The sequence below is a fragment of the Algoriella xinjiangensis genome, from assembly GCF_900115015.1.
In the GTDB taxonomy this organism is placed as follows: domain Bacteria; phylum Bacteroidota; class Bacteroidia; order Flavobacteriales; family Weeksellaceae; genus Empedobacter; species Empedobacter xinjiangensis.
Genome location: NZ_FOUZ01000016.1, coordinates 14,449 through 33,695, shown reverse-complemented (window position 1 = coordinate 33,695; position 19,247 = coordinate 14,449). Strand labels below are relative to the sequence as shown.

Annotated in this window: 20 protein-coding genes; 14 read left to right on the top strand and 6 right to left on the bottom strand. The window is 29.8% G+C overall.

Features of this window, described 5'->3' with window-relative positions; translation table 11 throughout:
• The first annotated feature begins 102 nt into the window (after nucleotides 1–102).
• Both BM072_RS13920 and BM072_RS13915 read left to right on the top strand, forming a co-directional pair.
• Nucleotides 103–717 (top strand): deoxynucleoside kinase, encoded by a 615-nt coding sequence (locus BM072_RS13920; RefSeq protein WP_092909760.1) that lies wholly within the window; start codon nucleotides 103–105, stop codon nucleotides 715–717.
• Between the two features lie 69 nt (nucleotides 718–786).
• Nucleotides 787–1,743 (top strand): DMT family transporter, encoded by a 957-nt coding sequence (locus tag BM072_RS13915; protein WP_092909904.1) that lies wholly within the window; start codon nucleotides 787–789, stop codon nucleotides 1,741–1,743.
• A gap of 65 nt (nucleotides 1,744–1,808) precedes the next feature.
• On the opposite strand, the gene BM072_RS13910 is transcribed toward BM072_RS13915, so the two are convergent.
• From BM072_RS13910 to BM072_RS13885, 6 genes are all read right to left on the bottom strand, one after another.
• Complete coding sequence (locus tag BM072_RS13910; protein WP_092909756.1) at nucleotides 1,809–3,077, bottom strand: alkaline phosphatase family protein; 1,269 nt, start codon at nucleotides 3,075–3,077, stop codon at nucleotides 1,809–1,811.
• 196 nt (nucleotides 3,078–3,273) lie between these two features.
• Nucleotides 3,274–3,828, bottom strand: coding sequence for a biliverdin-producing heme oxygenase (locus BM072_RS13905; RefSeq protein ID WP_092909753.1), 555 nt, complete (start codon nucleotides 3,826–3,828; stop codon nucleotides 3,274–3,276).
• Nucleotides 3,829–3,830: 2 nt separating this feature from the next.
• Nucleotides 3,831–6,008: an ATP-binding protein gene (locus tag BM072_RS13900; protein WP_143080491.1), complete on the bottom strand. Its 2,178-nt coding sequence runs from the start codon at nucleotides 6,006–6,008 to the stop codon at nucleotides 3,831–3,833.
• A gap of 63 nt (nucleotides 6,009–6,071) precedes the next feature.
• Nucleotides 6,072–6,773, bottom strand: coding sequence for a hypothetical protein (locus BM072_RS13895; RefSeq protein ID WP_092909745.1), 702 nt, complete (start codon nucleotides 6,771–6,773; stop codon nucleotides 6,072–6,074).
• A gap of 165 nt (nucleotides 6,774–6,938) precedes the next feature.
• Nucleotides 6,939–8,825 (bottom strand): S9 family peptidase, encoded by a 1,887-nt coding sequence (locus tag BM072_RS13890; protein WP_177190324.1) that lies wholly within the window; start codon nucleotides 8,823–8,825, stop codon nucleotides 6,939–6,941.
• Between the two features lie 182 nt (nucleotides 8,826–9,007).
• The gene (locus tag BM072_RS13885; RefSeq protein WP_092909735.1) at nucleotides 9,008–9,826 is read right to left on the bottom strand and encodes a hypothetical protein; all 819 of its coding nucleotides are present in this window, start codon (nucleotides 9,824–9,826) and stop codon (nucleotides 9,008–9,010) included.
• 253 nt (nucleotides 9,827–10,079) lie between these two features.
• Between BM072_RS13885 and BM072_RS13880 the strand changes: the two genes are divergently transcribed.
• The 12 genes from BM072_RS13880 (at nucleotide 10,080) to BM072_RS13825 (ending at nucleotide 19,188) form a co-directional block, all read left to right on the top strand.
• Nucleotides 10,080–10,607: a heme-binding protein gene (locus tag BM072_RS13880; RefSeq protein WP_092909732.1), complete on the top strand. Its 528-nt coding sequence runs from the start codon at nucleotides 10,080–10,082 to the stop codon at nucleotides 10,605–10,607.
• Nucleotides 10,608–10,717: 110 nt separating this feature from the next.
• The gene (locus tag BM072_RS13875) at nucleotides 10,718–11,587 is read left to right on the top strand and encodes an AraC family transcriptional regulator (protein WP_092909729.1); all 870 of its coding nucleotides are present in this window, start codon (nucleotides 10,718–10,720) and stop codon (nucleotides 11,585–11,587) included.
• 371 nt (nucleotides 11,588–11,958) lie between these two features.
• Entirely contained in the window at nucleotides 11,959–12,771 is an 813-nt protein-coding gene (locus tag BM072_RS13870; RefSeq protein ID WP_221405178.1) for an MBL fold metallo-hydrolase, read from the top strand.
• Between the two features lie 388 nt (nucleotides 12,772–13,159).
• Complete coding sequence (locus BM072_RS13865; protein WP_092909721.1) at nucleotides 13,160–13,810, top strand: MarR family winged helix-turn-helix transcriptional regulator; 651 nt, start codon at nucleotides 13,160–13,162, stop codon at nucleotides 13,808–13,810.
• 7 nt (nucleotides 13,811–13,817) lie between these two features.
• Nucleotides 13,818–14,225 carry a hydroxyisourate hydrolase gene (gene uraH / locus BM072_RS13860; protein ID WP_092909717.1) on the top strand — a complete coding sequence of 136 codons (408 nt, stop codon included), beginning with the start codon at nucleotides 13,818–13,820 and terminating at the stop codon, nucleotides 14,223–14,225.
• A 9-nt stretch (nucleotides 14,226–14,234) separates the two neighbouring features.
• Complete coding sequence (locus BM072_RS13855; RefSeq protein ID WP_092909714.1) at nucleotides 14,235–15,698, top strand: phytoene desaturase family protein; 1,464 nt, start codon at nucleotides 14,235–14,237, stop codon at nucleotides 15,696–15,698.
• Nucleotides 15,699–15,720: 22 nt separating this feature from the next.
• The gene (locus BM072_RS13850) at nucleotides 15,721–16,557 is read left to right on the top strand and encodes a phytoene/squalene synthase family protein (protein WP_092909710.1); all 837 of its coding nucleotides are present in this window, start codon (nucleotides 15,721–15,723) and stop codon (nucleotides 16,555–16,557) included.
• A complete protein-coding gene (locus BM072_RS13845; protein ID WP_092909705.1) occupies nucleotides 16,554–17,018 on the top strand; it encodes a hypothetical protein in 465 nt (154 codons plus the stop codon). The genes BM072_RS13850 and BM072_RS13845 overlap by 4 nt, the downstream gene beginning before the upstream one ends.
• Nucleotides 17,015–17,482, top strand: coding sequence for an SRPBCC family protein (locus BM072_RS13840; RefSeq protein ID WP_092909701.1), 468 nt, complete (start codon nucleotides 17,015–17,017; stop codon nucleotides 17,480–17,482). Before BM072_RS13845 ends, BM072_RS13840 begins: the two co-directional genes overlap by 4 nt.
• Nucleotide 17,483: 1 nt before the next feature.
• On the top strand, nucleotides 17,484–17,942 hold the full coding sequence (locus BM072_RS13835; RefSeq protein WP_092909694.1) for a sterol desaturase family protein: 459 nt from the start codon (nucleotides 17,484–17,486) through the stop codon (nucleotides 17,940–17,942).
• Nucleotides 17,939–18,628, top strand: coding sequence for a lycopene cyclase domain-containing protein (locus BM072_RS13830; protein ID WP_092909690.1), 690 nt, complete (start codon nucleotides 17,939–17,941; stop codon nucleotides 18,626–18,628). The genes BM072_RS13835 and BM072_RS13830 overlap by 4 nt, the downstream gene beginning before the upstream one ends.
• The gene (locus BM072_RS13825) at nucleotides 18,625–19,188 is read left to right on the top strand and encodes a lipocalin family protein (RefSeq protein ID WP_092909687.1); all 564 of its coding nucleotides are present in this window, start codon (nucleotides 18,625–18,627) and stop codon (nucleotides 19,186–19,188) included. The genes BM072_RS13830 and BM072_RS13825 overlap by 4 nt, the downstream gene beginning before the upstream one ends.
• Nucleotides 19,189–19,247: the final 59 nt, after the last annotated feature.

The following is a 19,247-nucleotide window of genomic DNA, read 5'->3' as shown; positions in this document are numbered from 1 at the left end:
TAATTTTTATTCTAAAAAAGATTTTTCTATGAAGCTTCGCTCCAAATTTTGTTTTGAAATTTTAGGTTGTGTATATTTGCAGACGTTAAAATAATTGGAAAAATGCATATCGCCATCGCCGGAAATATTGGAGCAGGTAAAACTACTCTAACAAATCTTTTAGCAAAACAATATAACTGGACAGCTCAGTTTGAAGATGTTGAAACAAACCCTTATCTAGATGATTTTTATAATGATATGGAGAAATGGGCTTTTAATCTTCAGATTTATTTCTTAGGAAGCCGTTTCAATCAGGTTAAAGAAATCAGAGAAAGTGGTAAAAATATTATCCAAGACCGTACTATTTATGAGGATGCGCATATTTTTGCGAGCAATCTAAATGATATGGGACTTTTGTCTACACGTGACTACAACAACTATTTGCGCGTTTTTAATTTAATGACAAGTTTTGTAGAAGCTCCAGATTTATTAATCTATTTAAAAGCTTCTATTCCTACTTTGGTTGCTCAAATTCAGAAACGTGGTCGTGATTACGAAAACTCAATTAGTATTGATTATTTAAGCCGATTAAATGATAAATATGATAAATGGATTTCGAATTACAAAGAAGGAAAAGTGTTAGTAATTGACGTTGACAATTTAGATTTTGTTGAAAATAAAGAAGATTTAGGTTCTATTTTTAATAAGATAGAGGCTGAAATAAATGGGCTTTTTTAGTTCCTAAAAAATAGATTAACTTGCACGGCTTGATTGAAAATGAATCAAGCCTTTTTTATGGAAAATAATATGGAAAATAAAAATATGTTGAAGGGTGTTTTGTTCGTTGCAATGGGCGCAAGTTTCTACGGAATGCTTGCCACTTTTGTTAAAGTTGCTTACGACCAAGGCTACACGACTGCAGAAGTTACAGCTTCGCAGTTTGTTTTAGGAATTTTGGCTTTATTGGTCATTAATTTTATCATGCATCAAAAAAATAAAAACTTACCCGAAGTTAAACCTCAAGACAAGAAAAAATTAATTGTTGCAGGAACTTCTTTAGGCTTTACAAGTTTGTTTTATTATTTGGCGGTACAATACATCAATGTTTCAATTGCAATTGTGCTTTTGATGCAAACAGTTTGGATTAGTATTTTAGTAGAAAGTGTATTGAGTAGAAAATTCCCTTCGGCTAAAAAATTAATCGCTATGGTTCTCGTATTATTTGGAACTGTATTGGCTACAAATTTAATTAACCAAGATGCAGAATTAAACGGAAAAGGTTTATTCTGGGGATTTTTAGCTGCTTGCTCTTTTACCACAACAATGTTTACATCAAACAGTATGGCAAATTATTTACCAGCTTACAAAAAAAGTTTGTGGATGTTGTACGGAGGTGGAATTGTAGTTGCAATATTTGTATTTCTTAGTCAAATTGGTCCATATTATTTTGATGGATTATTAAGTTTATACAAAAACTTTTCGGATGATGTAACCGGTATTCATCCATTTAATTGGAGCATATTTTATACATGGGGATTAATGCTTTCTTTATTCGGAACAGTATTACCTCCTATCCTACTAAACAAAGGATTTCCGCACACAGGTTTAGGTTTAGGAAGTATTGTATCATCATTAGAATTACCCGTTTCTGTAACCCTTGCATTTATCGTTTTACAAGAACAGGTATTAGCAATACAATGGGCAGGAATAGCGGTTATTATATTTGCAATTATTATATCAAATATAAATTTTAAGAAATCATAACATTCGTTATTTTTCAAATATAAAAGGTGAGTATTTCTACTCACCTTTTTTTAATTTTATGTAATTTATTTCTTCAAAATTTTATTGGCTAATTGATTATTTCCATCAATTTTATCCTCAATTGGCAAACCTAATATTTTTGCTAACATTGGATAAATCTGTATATTTTCGAATGGTTTAATCACTTTTCCACTCTTAAAATTTGGTCCCCAAGCCATAAAAGTCGCTTTCATTTCTGGTGTTTCTTTTACAAAAAATCCGTGCGAACCTTTTGGAGCAGTATGATTTGAAAAATAATTTGGTGCATGCGCAATCAAAATAATTTCTCCAATTCTACCTAAACGATCATCTTTTGCATTAAAATTATATTTTGCTGGAACATCTGTCGTTTTATATACCTCAAATTGATTGGTTTTAACTACTTTTAATTGATTATATACCGAGTCAACATCTGTTTTGTCTTTTATAAATAAACTAACGTAAGAACCGTTGTAAACCACTTGCACTTTTGTGTCATCAATTTTGATTGGTAATTTTAATGGATTTTCATCATCAATTCTCGTCATACCATGATCGGATACAAAAACAAAATTGACATTAAGTCCTGTTTTAGCAACTTCATCATTCAATTTTTTGATTGATTGATCGATAAAATGAACGGCTTCTTTCGTTTCTTGAGAATCTGGTCCAAAAGAATGTCCGGCATGATCTACTTCTGGAAAATAAAATGTAATCAAATGTGGTCGTTTGTCTTCGGGTAATTCTAACCAATTTACCACTTGTTGAATACGAAAATCAATAGGCGATTTTTCAGAATATTTGTACGAATAAGTTGGTAAAATACCGTTAATCGGCGCTTCTGAACCTGGCCAATAATAACAAGCAGAAATCATTTTATTTTTTTCTGCAAGATTCCAAATTGGCGTTCCTCCGTACCATTTCGCATTTGTAACCGCTTTTGCATTTCCCAAAGAATAACGTTCGCCAGTTGCAACATCTAACATAGAATTTCCTACCAAACCGTGATGAATAGGATACATTCCTGTTACAATTGTATAATGATTTGGAAAAGTAATTGAAGGAAAAGATGGATACATTGCCTTTGCTTCTATTCCACTTTTAGCAAAATTCAGCAAATTTGTTGCTTCATATTTTTTCGCATAATCATAACGAAAACCATCTGCAGAAATTAAAATAACATAAGGTTTATCAAACTGCTTCGGATCATTTACACGATTTTCTACCACAATTTGATTTTCGATTTCTTGCGCATTTGTAGTAACAGAACCTGCCAATACAAGTACAGAAAATAAACTAAGTACTAATTTTTTCATGTTCCAAATTTAGGAAGATTTGAAGATATTCTACATTAATATAAGATCAAAAATTAGTGATTTATTATTTTCTCAATTTTTTTAGATTAACTCTTATGTAAGATTACAAGACAATAAAAAGTAAATTCATTTTACATAAAATCAAAAAAAGCCTCACGATTTGTGAGGCTTTTTTATGTATATATTTTTTATAATTCTAAGCAAAACTTATCAAATCTTCGTAAGCTTTTTTAGCTCCTTCAAATACTTGATTTAATTCTTCTTCAGTTGTAAATTCTTCATTAATATAAGCCAAGAAAGTTTTCCAGCTTTGACCTAAATTTTCGCCATAATGTCCAAAATAATTGAAACTTTTATGTTCTAAATTCGGGTATTTTTTAAGCGTTTTCGCAATTACATTTCCGCCTAACATCGATCCTTCTATCACATACAAAGCACCAAACGCTTCAGCTCTATTACTAAGATTAGCTTCTGTTTCGAATGTTAAATTATTCAAATTAAGTTCTTGTAAATCCTTTTCAATTAAAGCTGTTTTATCAAAATTTGTTTGCGCTAAAACATCTATATCTTTGGTTGTCAAAAAGTTTTTAATTGCGTTTTCATAAACCTTTAAAAACTGATGATTTACTTGCAACATTTTATAATAATTTCCATCAGAAAAAGTGCCATCAAACAATTTATTTGATTCTAATTTAGTTTCAATTTCGTTATGATAATTTGCTGTTTTCTCTTTTAAATAGTTTGATAACATAGTTACGGTTTTTTAAAACTTAATACAAAAGTCGTTCCTTCTCCTTCTTTACTTTCAAAATTTATATCACCATCCATACGATTCATCATTCGAAGCGCAATCGATAAACCAACGCCATTTCCTTGTATATTCCCAGTATTGGACATTCTACTAAAAAGTTTAAACATCTTATCGTGATCATCTTTTTTAATTCCAATTCCATTATCTGAAATTTGGTAAATAACTTGATCATCTACAATCTCTGATTTTATCGAAACTTTTGGAAATTCTTGAGTTGAAGAATATTTAACTGCATTCCCAATAACATTCTGAAAAACCTCGAAAACCATTGTTTTATCTGCAAAAACATGCTCAATATTCTCAATTTCTACATTCGTTTCTTCTGCACTATAATACATCAAAACATCTTGTACAATTTTATCAATTATTGGACGAGTTTCTATCTCTTTTAAAATAATTTCAGATTTTTTAGCTTTACTTAAAGTCAAAATTTCTTGCATCATTTCTGTCATTCTATCAATTTCAGAAATCACACTTTTCAATCGATCAGCTTTCATTTCAGTGTCGCCTAAAGTTCTTTGTAAAATCTGACAATTCAATTTCATCACGGTTAATGGTGTACGTAAATCGTGGGAAATTGTGTATGAAAACGAATCTAATTCTTCATTAATTTCTTGTAATTGCTCATACAAACTATGAATTTTGAATGATTGAATATGAAGTGTTTCTACAATTAATTTCAACACTTCTTTGGCTACAAAAATTTCTTTTTCTTTCCAAACAAAAGACTTTCGACCAATTTCTTGCTCCCAAATTTGAAAAGATTTACGTGGAGAAAAATACAAAGTTTCTACCTCATCAATAATTTTTGTATTCTCAAATTTAGTTGGTTTTCCAGCCCAATTTACATTGTAAATTTCCTCTTTTTTAAACCAAATTATAAAATGTTGATAATGTTGATCTAAAAAAGAAAACATCACTCCAGCCGAAGCCGATGTTAAATTAAGCATTTCTTCGTAATCAATTAAAAATGAATTTGAACAAAATAAAGTCGTTATTTCATTCTCTTTTGCCCATTTTTTAATTCTAAAAATCTCCTCAATTTCTGGTGTATTTCCGTGCGTAAATATATTTTCATGCGCTACTAACGCAATTCCGTCTGCATCAGTTAAATCTTGAATTTCGTGAATATTGTTGTGAATAGAGTTTTGTAAACTGTCTTCTACCAACAAATTTTCTTTAAGACGCATCGCAATTTCATTAAAATGATTTTGGAACTGCAATCTTTCATTCGATTTAAAGTTAACATAGGTTAAACGCGCAAGTCTAGTTAACAATTCTGCTTGTAATCTAACCTGATTTGGAATATATTTTGGTGTCGAATTTTGACACGCAACCAATCCCCAAAGGCGGTCATTTATCACAATAGAAACTGAAAAACTACCAAACGCTTTTGCATTTCGTAAATATTCTAAATGCGCTGAAGAAAAAGCTCTAATCGAGGTATATGTTAAATCGACAGGTTTATTATCCCGACTTATTACACCAATTCTTTCCTCATCAATATCAGCAACCATGCGGCTTTTCTTCTTGATATACAACAAACGGGCTTGTTTTGGAATATCAAATTCTGGAAAACGTAATCCTAAGTACGAATCCATACCTGCATCTACATTTTCAGCAACAACAACTCCGCTATTGTCTTCTAAAAACTGATAAATCATCACGCGATCATAACCAATTAATCCTTTTATCGAATTAATTAATAACGTCCAATTATCCTCAATTGACTTTGTATACAGCAATTGTTCGGAATCATAGTGATAAGATGAACGATTTTCTACAACAATTAAATTCTCTAATTCGAGATAAATTATTTGCGAATTATGGTAGGTTGTAAGATGATATGTTTGCGAATTAATTTGAATAGAATCACGATCAAATTCGCCTTCATCTAAAGATAATATTTTATCGAAATCTATATCAATTGCTAAATAATCTGTTATTTTTTTACCGATTAAATTAACTGCATTTTCAAAAAAAAGAAGTGAAATATTATCAGAAACAAATTCAATTTTGAGCGTCGAAATATCAATTCCAATCAAGTATCCAAATGGTTGAATCTCGTTAAAATATTGAATTTTTTCTTCATGACATTCCTCAATCATCTTCTTATTCATACGCAAATAAACTTTTCCCAAGATTGCTCTTGAAGTTGAATATAAATTATAACAAACTGTTATTTAATCTTCTTGTTTTCTGATTTTTAAGATGTAATCTTCTAACTCTAAATCATCGGTTTCAATCAATTCGAAATCATCAAAATGAACTAATTTAGTTTTAAAAAACTCGATTACTTTATCTTTTTCTAAAGATGAATCAATCTTAATTCCGTTAAATTTTATGTTCTTCATGTAAACATAAAAATCGTAATTAAATTCTGTTTCGCCTAAATATGTATTGGCAATTTTACCTTTCCATTTGATGTCAAAAACACCAAATTCTTCGCTATCTAAAAACGTAATTTCGTGTTGCGCAACTGTGTCGTTTCCTAACATCGAAATTCCGAAAGCTAATTCTTCTTCGTGGTCAAAATCAACAGGAATTGGATCTACTTCGAATGTTTTTTGATTAAGATCTGCAAAATCTAATTTTGAATCATTTTCAATCTTTATTCCTTTATTGTGCCAATATGTACTTGATATGATACAATGATCATAATTTATCCATAAAGAGCGTTCTGCATTTTCTTGCGAAATGTCATCAATCTCATCTAAAGCATCTTTGTACTCCTCTTCTTCATCGTATTTATCGGTCTCTAAATGAAAATCCATCCAAAGATTGAATTTTTTATCTAAGCGAGCGCTCCAAACAAAATCTATTACTTTATGACCGTTTGCAAATGGGCTATTCGAAAAATATATTTTGTTATTATCCTTACTCATAAATTGGTTTTGACTTCCGTTTATGAATTTACAACGATTATTCTACTCTACAAAATTTAAAAAATTAATGCATTTCTATTATTGATTATTAGCATTGATACTCAAAGAAATAAAAAAAGTGCAACTTTTTACAAGTTGCACTTTTATATTTTGGTTATTAATTATTTATAAGGTTTCTTTTAACCATTTAAAGAATTCTGTGTGCCAAATAATAGAATTTTGAGGTCCTAAAACCCAGTGATTTTCTTCTGGAAAATAAATGAATCTAGATTTAATTCCTTTCAATTGTAAAATTTGATACGCTTCTTGTCCTTGTCCCATTGGCACGCGGAAATCGTGACCACCAACATAAATTAACATAGGCGTTTTCCATTTGTTAACCAATGCTGGACTACTTGGGTCAAATTGCGAATACGTTTTTTGCGCTGCTTTGTTGTTTGTATCCCACCAAGCACCACCTGCGTCCCAATTTGTGAAGAAAATTTCTTCTGTTGTTCCGTACATCGATTTTAAATCAAAAACACCATTATGTGCAATAAATGATTTAAAACGACCTTCGTGAATTCCTGCTAAATAATACACAGAATATCCTCCGTAAGAAGCACCAACAGCGCCACGACGATCTTTATCTACATAAGATTCTTTCGAAATATCATCAATCGCAGATAAATAATCTTTCATTACTTGTCCACCCCAATCTTTCGAAATTTGCTCGTTCCATTCTACTCCATGTCCTGGCATTCCTCTACGGTTTGGTGCAATTACAATGTAACCTTCTGCAGCCATTAATTGTAAATTCCAACGTGGAGAATAAAATTGTGTTAAAGCAGATTGTGGTCCACCTTGACAATATAATAATGTTGGATATTTTTTAGTTGGATCAAAATTTGGAGGATAAACCACCCAAGCCAACATATCTTTACCATCTGTTGTTTTGATTGTTCTTGCTTTTACATCACTCAACGCAATGTTATCAAAAATAGCTTTGTTTTCGTTTGTGATTTGTGTTAACGCACCAGATTTTAAATCGACTACATAAATTTCTGCAGCATGGTTAATATCTGTTTTTGTTACAATCGCCTTACCTCCTACAATTTCTTTGATATCAGCAATATCAAAATCACCTTTTGTAAGTTGTTTGATTGTTGGCATTTTCTTCATTTTGAAGTTAACATCAACTTCAAATAATTGAATTGTTCCTCCTACAGGCGCATTAAAGTAAATTTTGTTTCCGTCATTACTCCATTTATAACCTTGTACAGTACCATCCCAATGTTTTGTAAGATTTAATTCTACAGTTCCGCGACGAACAATTAAGTCATTTTTATCAGCTTCATAACCATCACGCTCCATACTTAAAAAAGCAAAATCTCCTTGCGTAGAAAAACTTGGCGTATTGTCGTAGCCCATTTTTCCTTCGGTAATATTGGTTGTTTGCTTTGTATCTAAATCATACTGAAAAATGTCTGTATTTGTGCTTAAAGCCCAATCTGTACCAAATTTCTTTTTCGAAACATACAATACTTTTTTACCATCTGGCGCCCAAACAAATTCGGAAACGCTATATGGTTCATCTTTTAGAACATCAATTTTAGTTGAATTTTCTTTGTTTTCTGAAACCAATAAATGATCAAAATTTCCATCATTCCAAGTGTCCCAATGTCTATAATTTAATTCATTATAAATCTGAACATTTGATTTATCCATTTCCGGATAATAATCTGATCCAAAAACTTTTTGAAGTTTTACTTTCTCCGTTTCTGCTTTGTATTTTTGATCTTTATTTAAAGATTCATCAGCCAAAAGTATTTTATAATCTGTAATTTCAGCAGCTTTACCACCTGCCAAAGAAATCATAAATGTTTTAGATGTATCTTCTTGCGTTTTCACGTTAGTTGAAGTTACTTTATAAATCAAATTCTTTTGATCTTTTGTAACTCCAATTGGAGAAACTTTTTTTACCTGCCATAATAACTCAGGCGTCATTACTTTTTGTCCCATTGCTGTTGTCGTCATCAAAATACTTGCGACCAGTATAGTAAATCTATTCATGTTAATTTTGTTCGAAATTGTTGTAAAAATAGGATTCTTTGTCGAGTAAATGAAAATTTTGAGCATAAAAAAAGACATCACTTATTACAATTTGTAGATAAATGATGTCTCCGCCAATAATTTTTTAAAACGTCTAATCGATTCTTAAAATTAGGCTAATTATTTTAATTTTAATGAGTTAATTAAAAGTTTAACTTATTTTTATGAGTAAAAACTGGAATGATTGCTCCAAAAACAATGTTTTGTTGAGAGAAGACAATATTCTGTTTTGCTTTATCTGCTTTATTTTCTGTTGTACGAATGTCGCTAAGATTTGCAAAACCACCTTTTAATTCGGCTTGTACAAAGAAATAATCCCAGAATGTAAAGTTAATACCAACCATTGCCGCGGTTGCAAAACCAGCTAAATGAAATTCATCATAACGCTCGTTACCCATTAATTTTACGTTAGAACGTGGATACAAAATCCCTGCTCCAATACCTTCTGTTACGTTAACATCAATTCCTTTTCCGTTTTTTGTAATTGGTAAATGTAAAATATTATCAAAACGACGAACTTCTAAATTTGCATAGTTTAAACCGTCTGTATGCTCAAAAGTTAAGAAATCATCTGTTAATTTCATGTCTTGATTATTATACGTACCATCAAACTCAGAACCTGTATTGATGTTTCCATTCATTTTTACAACTTGATCTTGATCCATTACATATTTCATGTGATCAATACCAAAAGATATATTCCAATTGTCCGAAACAAAGTAACCTAATCTAAAATTATATTGTGGAATTGTCATTTTACTTGGGTTAAAATATTTTAATCCAAATGATGTTTGACGGTCGTGTGCCACTACATTATCTAATGTAAAATCGTAATTATCACCTTTAAATTGAATATCCGATTTTGTATATTGCGCGTGATTCCATCCCCAATAAATATAAAATTTACCTTTATTATTTTTCCCCTGTCCGAAAGTAGTTGCAACAATCGCAACTAAAAACATTACACTTATATACTTTCTCAAAATTATATTTTTTGCAAATTTATTGTTAATAAAATGGACAAAAAATGATTTATGATAATATTAACGCTCAAGCATGATACTTAAAATCAATAAATATTATTAAGCTTTATAAAAAAAGCTGATTAATAGAAAATGATTTTCGTTAATTATTACCTCCACGCCTATTAAATCGTTAACATAGGTCAACTATTTATGATGATACATGGACTAACTTTATCGAAAATAATTTTTCATGAAAACTATATTCTTATTTATGATGACTCTTTCAACTTTTAGTTATGGTCAAAATAATATTGAAATAAAAAAATCGAAACCTTCAATTGACAATTATGTGAAATCAGTTGATAATTTAACACTAGATGCAGCCTTTGAGTTAACGAAACGTGCGAACCAAACTGCAAATTCTTTTCACAAAAACGTATCCATAGCAATTCTAGATGCTTCTGGAACTACTATTTTGATAACACGCGGCGATCAAGTTGGTCCTCACAATACCGAAGCATCTAGAAGAAAAGCTTTTACTGCTTTATCTACAAAAACTCCTACTCTAGAATTGTTGCGAAATGCAGATGCTAATCTAGACACAAAAAACTTAAATAGTTTGCCAGAATTATTGCTACTTAGCGGAGGAGTTCCGATTTGGTACAAAGGAAATATCATTGGTAGTATTGGTGTATCTGGAGGAGGAAGTCCAGAAAATGACGATTTAATAGCAAAATCTGCTGCTATAACTGAACTTGGAATAACAACAACAAAATAATTTGATTAATATTTAATTGATAATATAAAGTGTATTTTTCATATCTTGATTGTGTTATTAGTTGGTCTGTTTTAAAATAAAAAAGATAAGCTTAAGAATAATAAATAGCAATGAAAATAATTAAATTTCATAAAACAGAATGTGGTGTAGACTTTCTTCTAAACGTATTGTCTTCTGAAGGAATTAAGGATAATTATATTAATTCAGAAGCATATAATACAGATTATTTTGAAATTATTATATTCAAAAAAGGGAAAGGAAGCTTGATTTTAAATCAACAACGGATTGAAATTTCGAATAATATTATTGTTTTTATTTCACCATTTCAAAAACGACAATGGAAATTAGAAGGCGATAGTAATGATTTTACTATTCTCGTATTTCAAGAAGAATTTATGAATGATTTTTTTGCAGATAAATTATTCACTTACCGTTTGCTTTACTTTTATCAGTTAGAATGTCCATTATATTTTATAGCCACAGCTGAAATTATTGCAAAATATTGTGAACTACTTACAGAAATTAAAACTGAATTGTATACTACAAAACCAGATAGTGTACATATTATTCGTTCATTGGTTTATTATTTATTACAAAAATTAAATAGACAATACGCAGAACAATATCAACTTTCATTAGAAAAAAACGAAGGCAATTATGCTTTTCTGTTTAAACAACTTTTAGAAAAACACATTAAGACACAACAAAGAATTAAATTTTATACGGATCAGCTAAATGTGAGCCGAATTACACTAAACAAAGCAGTTAAAGCACATTTTAATGTTACTGCTACTCATTTGCTTAAACAGCGTTTGCTTTTCGAAATTAAGAATTTTCTCATCCATTCAGAAATGACAGTTTATGAAATTGCATTCGAATTAAATTTTTCAGAACCAAATCACTTGATGCGTTTTTTTAAAAATCAGACAGGTATAACAACCACTGAATTTTTAATAGATTATCAAAACGGTAGGTCTTAATTCTTTTGATGATGACGCGGTATCGAGAGATTAAGAAATCACGGAAAAATAGTTAAAGCAGACGATGTACAATATTACTGTATTACAGTTTTCTTATATTGAATTAAAAAGATAGAAATTTTCATAAAAAAGACAGACTTAAAATTATTAAGTCTGTCTTTTTTATATTTTTAAATTCTATAAAACACCTCAAAGCAAATTTTAGCAAAGGCGAATTGTTTCGATAATATTAAAAATAAAATGTAAAAATAAATTTACTAGTTATCAAAATGACATCTATTAACTACATAATGGTATTTAATAAGCAGACTTAAATACTGAAATTTGTACTATTAATTAAAGAATAAAATAGTATGAAAAAAGTTGTTTTAATGATGGTATTTACACTGTCTTCTATCTTGTCTTTTGGCCAAATAAAATCAAACGAAGCAAAATTACAGTTGGTTAGAAATGCTACATTAGTTATAGATTATGCAGGTAAAAAGATACTGATAGATCCAATGTTATCTCCAAAAGGAGCTATAGATTCTTGGGCTGGAATCGCAAAAAATCCAACAGTTGAATTGAAAATGCCTGTAGAAGAAATTGTTAAAGATGTAGATTTAGTTATTGTAACGCATACGCATGAGGATCATTTTGATAAACCAGCAAGTTTAGCACTTAACAAATTAACAGAATTAATTATACAACCTGCAGATAAGGGTTTCTTTAAAAAAGAAGGTTTTATAAATGCAACCGTTTTGGAAGATGAAAAAGTATGGAATGATATTAAAATTACTCGTGTAGATGGACAACATGGTACTGGTGAGGTTCTTAAACAGATGGGTGAAACTTCTGGTTTTGTATTACAGGCAAAAAACCAACCTACTGTGTATCTTGTTGGAGATACGGTACTAACAGAAAATATTTTAAACGTTATCAAAAAGTTTAATCCAGACTATATTATTGTTAATTCTGGTGGCGCAATGTTAAGAAGCTTCGGTAATATTCCAATTATTTTAGATGAAGACCAAACAATGGCTTTAATAGGTGCAAGTGGAAAAGCAAAAATAATAGCTGTTCATATGGACGCATTAGACCATTGCTTTACAACTAGAACTATTTTAAAGAATAAAGCTGAAGTATTACAAATAACTGATGATAAACTAATTATTCCTGAAGATGGTGAAATCATAAAACTATAAACATAAATACAGTAGTAATTATAATACTGTAAGTACTTATTTGTATGAGGATTTCTAGATATTTTGTTAATATAATAGCGGTTAAAGTTTAGGCTTAAATCGCTATTTTAATATATAAGATGATTACAGAAAAAAACTAATTTTCGAATTATAGTTTTCATAAATAGTTCAGAATAGTACTAAAAACTAAATTATCTAATTCAAAACGACTTCAATTTTAGATACATTTCTTCTAACCAAAATAAATATATCTATTTAAAAATCAGCTACTAATTGTTTTTATTTAAAAAATCCTCTAATATATTTTTCAAATTTTAATATAAATTTTAGTATAAAATAATACTTATTTTAATTTAATAAAGTATATTTGTATACTAATATTTGTAGAATGAATTTTAAATTAATCAAAAATGTAATTGATTTAATAGAAGAATTTGAAAACCAAAGTTTAAATAAATCTGAAGTTTCTATTGATGATTTCAAAACTTGGATTGTATCGAATAATAATATTAATGAAGCAAACGAGCCTAATTGGAGCGGAAAAGAAAATAATCGAAGTCCAGAAAGTGTCATAAGTACATTGCTCGTTCACATGAACAGATATGCGAAGACATATTCTAGGTCCGCAATTTTCGACTCAGATTTTACTTCACAAGAAGATTTTATTTATCTAATAAATTTAAAAGCATTTGGAGAAATGTCTAAAATGGATTTGATTAAAAAAAATGTGCATGAAAAACCTGTCGGAATGCAAATTATTAATCGTTTGATTGCAAAAGATTGGATTGATCAAACCGATTCCGAAGTTGATAAAAGAAGTAAAGTTATAAAAATCAACAAGAAAGGCATTGAAGTTTTAGACAATCAAATGAATAAAATTAGAAAAGCAACTGAAGTTGTTAGTGGTGATTTAACACAAAATGAAAAGATGGAATTAATCAGATTACTTCAAAAACTTGACAATTTCCATCAACCAATTTATAATATGAATATTGAACCAGAAGACTTATTAACTGTAGCTTCTAAAAATATAAAATAACAACATCATGAAAAATATAATTTATATCCTTAGTTTTTTCCTATTTACATCAATTTCGTTTGCACAAACAAAATCGTATCAATTATCTAGTCACATACTTGATATTTCTACAGGAACTGCCGCACCAGATGTTTCGATAACATTACATAAAATGAATAAAGACAAGTCGTGGACAATTGTTAGCACGCATAAAACGGACAAAAACGGAAGAGTAACTGATTTTTTACCTTACGCAAAAATGGATAATGATGGAATTTATAAACTAACATTTGAAACCTACCCTTATTTTGAAAAGAAAAAAGTAGACAGTTTTTATCCCTTTGTAGAAGTCGTTTTTTCTATTAAAGGTCAAGAACATTTTCATGTACCCATCACAATATCTCCATTCGGATATTCTACATATAGAGGAAATTAATTAGCTGAAATGACAAAAAAAGTAGCAATAATAGGTTCAGGTTTCTCTGGTATATCTGCTGCCGCTTATGCTGCAAAAGATGGACATGAAGTACATGTTTTTGAAAAACATAATCAACCTGGAGGAAGAGCAAGACAATTTACAACAGACGAAGGTTTTGTTTTTGACATGGGCCCAAGTTGGTATTGGATGCCAGATATTATAGAAAATTTTTTTACTGATTTCGGGTATAAAACTGCTGATTTTTTTGAATTAATTTCACTAAACCCTCAGTTCGAAATGATTTTTGAGGATGAAAAAATTGCTGTACCTGAAAATTTATCCGATTTAAAAATTTTATTTGAAGAAACCGAAGAAGGTGCAGGTTTACAATTAGATAAATTCATGAAATCTGCTAAGTTCAAATATGAAGTTGGAATGCAAGATTTCGTGAACAAACCTTGCCACAATTGGTCTGAATTTATTTCTCCTAAAATAGCTAAAAATGTATTAAAATTAGATTTATTATCAAATTTCAGAAGTTATGTAGGCAAATATTTCAAGAATGAAAAACTGAGAACATTGATGGAATTTCCTGTCATATTTTTAGGCGCTTCTCCAAAAAACATTCCGGCATTATATAGTTTGATGAATTATGGTGGTTATGCTTTGGGCACACATTATCCAAAAGGAGGATTTTATCAATTGGTTTTAGCAATGAAAAATGTTGCTGAAAAACAAGGTGTTATTTTTCATTTTAATCACACAATTGAAAATATAAATACAGAAAAAGATAAAGTTAAATCTTTAACAATCAATGGAAATATTCATGAATTTGATACCATAATTGCATCTTCAGATTATCATCATACAGAAACGCTTTTAAATAAAGAACATCGTAATTATACAGAAGCATATTGGGAAAGTAAAACATTTGCGCCTTCAAGTTTGATTTATTATTTAGGAATCAACCAAACGCTTCCCAATTTAAAACATCATACACTTTTCTTCGAAAATGACTTGGACGATCATATCGATTGTATTTATGAAGATAAAAAATGGCCAGAAAAACCATTGTTCTATGTTTGTTGTCCTTCAAAAACTGATGATAATGTGGCACCAAAAGGCAAAGAAAACTTATTTCTCTTGATGCCTTTGGCAACCGGAATAAACGATGAAGAAGCTGTTCGAGAAAAATATCTGGCAGAAATGCTTTCTAGACTCGGAAAACAAATTGGTGTAAACGATTTGGTTTCTATGATTGAATATAAAAGAAGTTATTGTGTTAGTGATTTTAGTTCAGATTATAACGCCTATGCTGGTAATGCATACGGATTAGCGAATACACTAAATCAAACTGCTGTTTTGAAACCAAAAATAAGAAACCAAAAATTAAAAAACTTATTCTATACAGGTCAATTAACTGTTCCTGGACCTGGAGTGCCTCCATCCATCATATCGGGTAAAATTGTAGCAAACGAAATCTCAAAATAAGTAAACGTAAAAAATAAGTATCATGAAGCATCTATTCGACGAACTTTCTTACGCAGTAAGTAAGATTACAACACAAAAATATAGTACAAGTTTTTCCCTAGGTATTCTAGCGCTAAGTCCGTCTATTCGTACTGCGATTTATGCGATTTATGGATATGTAAGATTGGCTGATGAAATCGTGGATAGTTTTCATGGATACGATAAAGAAAACTTACTTAATAGACTAAAAGAAGAAACAGAAGATGCTTTGAAAGAAGGAATTTCACTCAACCCAATTCTAAATTCTTTTCAACAAACGGTACTTCAATACAAAATTGACAAAACGCTTATTCATAAGTTTTTGCATAGTATGGAGATGGATTTACACCAAATAGATTATAATTCAGATTTATATAAAGAGTACATATTTGGTTCGGCCGAAGTTGTTGGCTTGATGTGTTTGCAGGTTTTTACGAACGGAAATATGGAAAAATATGAAAAACTAAAACCTTATGCAATGAAATTAGGTTCAGCTTTTCAGAAAATTAATTTTCTTAGAGATTTGAAAGATGATTACAAAGTTTTGGGTCGTACTTATTTTCCGAATATCAATATGGGTGTATTTGATAATGATGTAAAAAAACAAATTGAAAAGGAAATAGAACTAGAATTTAAAGAAGCACTAATAGGGATTAAGAAACTCCCAAATTCGTCTATGTTTGGAGTCTATTTAGCCTATAAATATTACCTGTCTTTATTTCAAAAAATAAAACGAAAATCATCAAATGATATCTTAACTAATAGAGTTCGTATTCCTAATTCTGAAAAAGCATTTGTGGCTTTAAAAAGTTATGTGAGGTACAAAACAGCTTATTTATGATCAAATCCTTTGGTTCAGGCATATTGTTATTTTTTTTCATGGCAAGTTTTATCACTCCAGATTTAAATTTGTTGAGAGAAAATTATAGCAAAGCCATGTCAGATAAGGAAATTTGCAAAAAAATGATGAGCGAATTAGTCAAAACAAAAAACAATTCGCCCACTCATTTAGCTTATTTAGGCGGCGTGCAAACCATTTGGGCGAATCATGTTTTTAGTCCGATTAATAAATTTAGCACATTCAAAAAAGGAAAGAAAAACATTGAACAAGCTATTCTTTTAGAACCTAATAATATAGAATTAAGATTTATCAGACTTTCTATTCAAAAAAATATTCCGCATTTTTTAGGCTATAAATCTAATATCAATGAAGATATTGCATTTATCGAAAAAAATAGACTCAAAATTAATTCTGATATTTTAGAAAAAAATATAGATGCACTTTTAAAATCAAACAAATGATTTATCAATTATATAGAGAACAACAATTAAATTGTGATGTAGAAACTGCATGGCATTTCTTCTCATCTCCCAAAAATCTCTCAAAAATAACACCACCAGACATGGCTTTTACGGTATTATCAAATGTTGATGATAAAGAAATTTTTGAAGGAATGATGATAGATTATACTGTTTCTCCAATATTAAATATTCCGATGAAATGGAAAACAAGAATCAGTCAGGTGGATGAAGGAAAGAGTTTTACAGATTTTCAGGAAAAAGGCCCTTATAAATATTGGAATCATTTTCATGAATTTATTCCTAATGAAAAAGGCGTATTAATAAAGGATACGGTTGATTATGAATTACCTTTTGGAATGATTGGTGACATTGCACATCGCGTTTTTGTTCACAAAAAACTAGTCGCTATTTTTGATTTTCGATATTCCGTTTTAGAAAAAATGTTTAACACTATTAAAAAATAAAATGAATTTTTTAATCACAATAATTACATTTTTACTGATGGAAGGCGCTACTTGGCTCATTCATAAGTACATTATGCATGGTTTGTTATGGTTTTTGCACAAAGATCATCATGATCACAGCAAAGAAGGCGAGCTTGAAAAGAATGATTATTTCTTCGTCATTTTTGCGCTTCCTACGATTGCATTAATGTATTTTGGGTCGTTAGAAAACTTCAATTATATATTTTTCATAGGATTGGGAATTATGCTTTACGGAATGGCTTATTTTTTTATTCACGATATTTTTATTCATCAACGAATTAAGATTTTCACGAAAACGAAAAACCCTTATTTCTTAGCATTGAGAAGAGCGCACAAGCAACATCACAAGCATATTACGAAAGAACAAGGTGAATGTTTTGGTTTTTTATATGTACCAATCAAATATTTTAAAATGTATTTTAATCCCGATAAAAAATGATTCAATATACTTACACTTTGATATTGTTTTTCACCATTATCATTTGCTTCATCGCTTCATTTGACAAACGTTTGCTTTTCAATCAACATTTTGGAGCGTTTATCAAAGCTGCCATTTTGGTTGCAATTCCGTTCATCGCTTGGGATGTTTGGTTTACATCAAAAGGCGTTTGGTGGTTTAATACAGATTATACACTTGGAATTGTGATCGCAGGATTACCGATTGAAGAATGGTTATTTTTCATCTGTATTCCATTTTCGTGTGTGTTCACGTATTATTGCTTTGATAAATTTTTCAAATTAGATTGGCTTTCAGGTTTTAATAATATGATTGTTTTTGCGACCGTAATCGTTTGTGCGCTTGTAGCATTACTTCATCACGACAAAATATATACATTAGTAACCGCGTTAGCTACGATGTTGACAGTGATTTATTTACATTTTATTGCCAGAGCAGATTGGATCAGCAAAGCCTCACTTATTTATACCGTTTTGATGCTCGGTTTTTTTCCTGTAAATGGTGTATTAACAGGTACAGGTTTGGAGTCACCTATTGTGAATTATAATCCCAAAGATTTTTCAGGAATTAGACTATTAACCATTCCTATTGAAGATGCAGTCTATGGTTATACTCAATTTTTGTTAGTCATCTATTTTTTCAAAAAAATTAAAACAAACAAATCATGAAAACAATAAATATAATTTCAATAACAGTCCTTTCAATTGGAATAGTAGCTCTTTTAAATTCATGCAGTTCCATTCCAAAAAAAACAAAAGGAGTTGAGAACTTTGATGTCAATCAATATCTCGGAACTTGGTACGAAATCGCTCGGTTTGACTTCCGTTTTGAGAAAGATTTGGATAATGTTTCGGCTCAATATAGTTTGAACGAAAAAGGAAATGTAAACGTATTAAATAGCGGTTACAATTTCATTAAAAAAGAATGGACGAAAGCGGAAGGTATTGCTAAATTCAGAGGCGATAAGAATACCGCTGAATTAAAAGTAAGTTTTTTTGGACCATTTTATTCGGGTTATAATGTGATTTCATTGGACGGAAATTATCAATATGCTTTGATTGCTGGTAAAAATCTAGATTATATTTGGATTTTATCTCGAACAAAAGAAATTCCTAATGACATTAAAACCAAATATTTAAAACTAGCAACAGAAATTGGTTACGACACGTCAAAATTAATTTGGGTAAATCACGACAGAACCGACAATCCATTTATGAATAAGAATTAAAACAAATATAAAATCATCATATAAATTCAGTTTGATTGTTTAAGCAATATTACACTTTC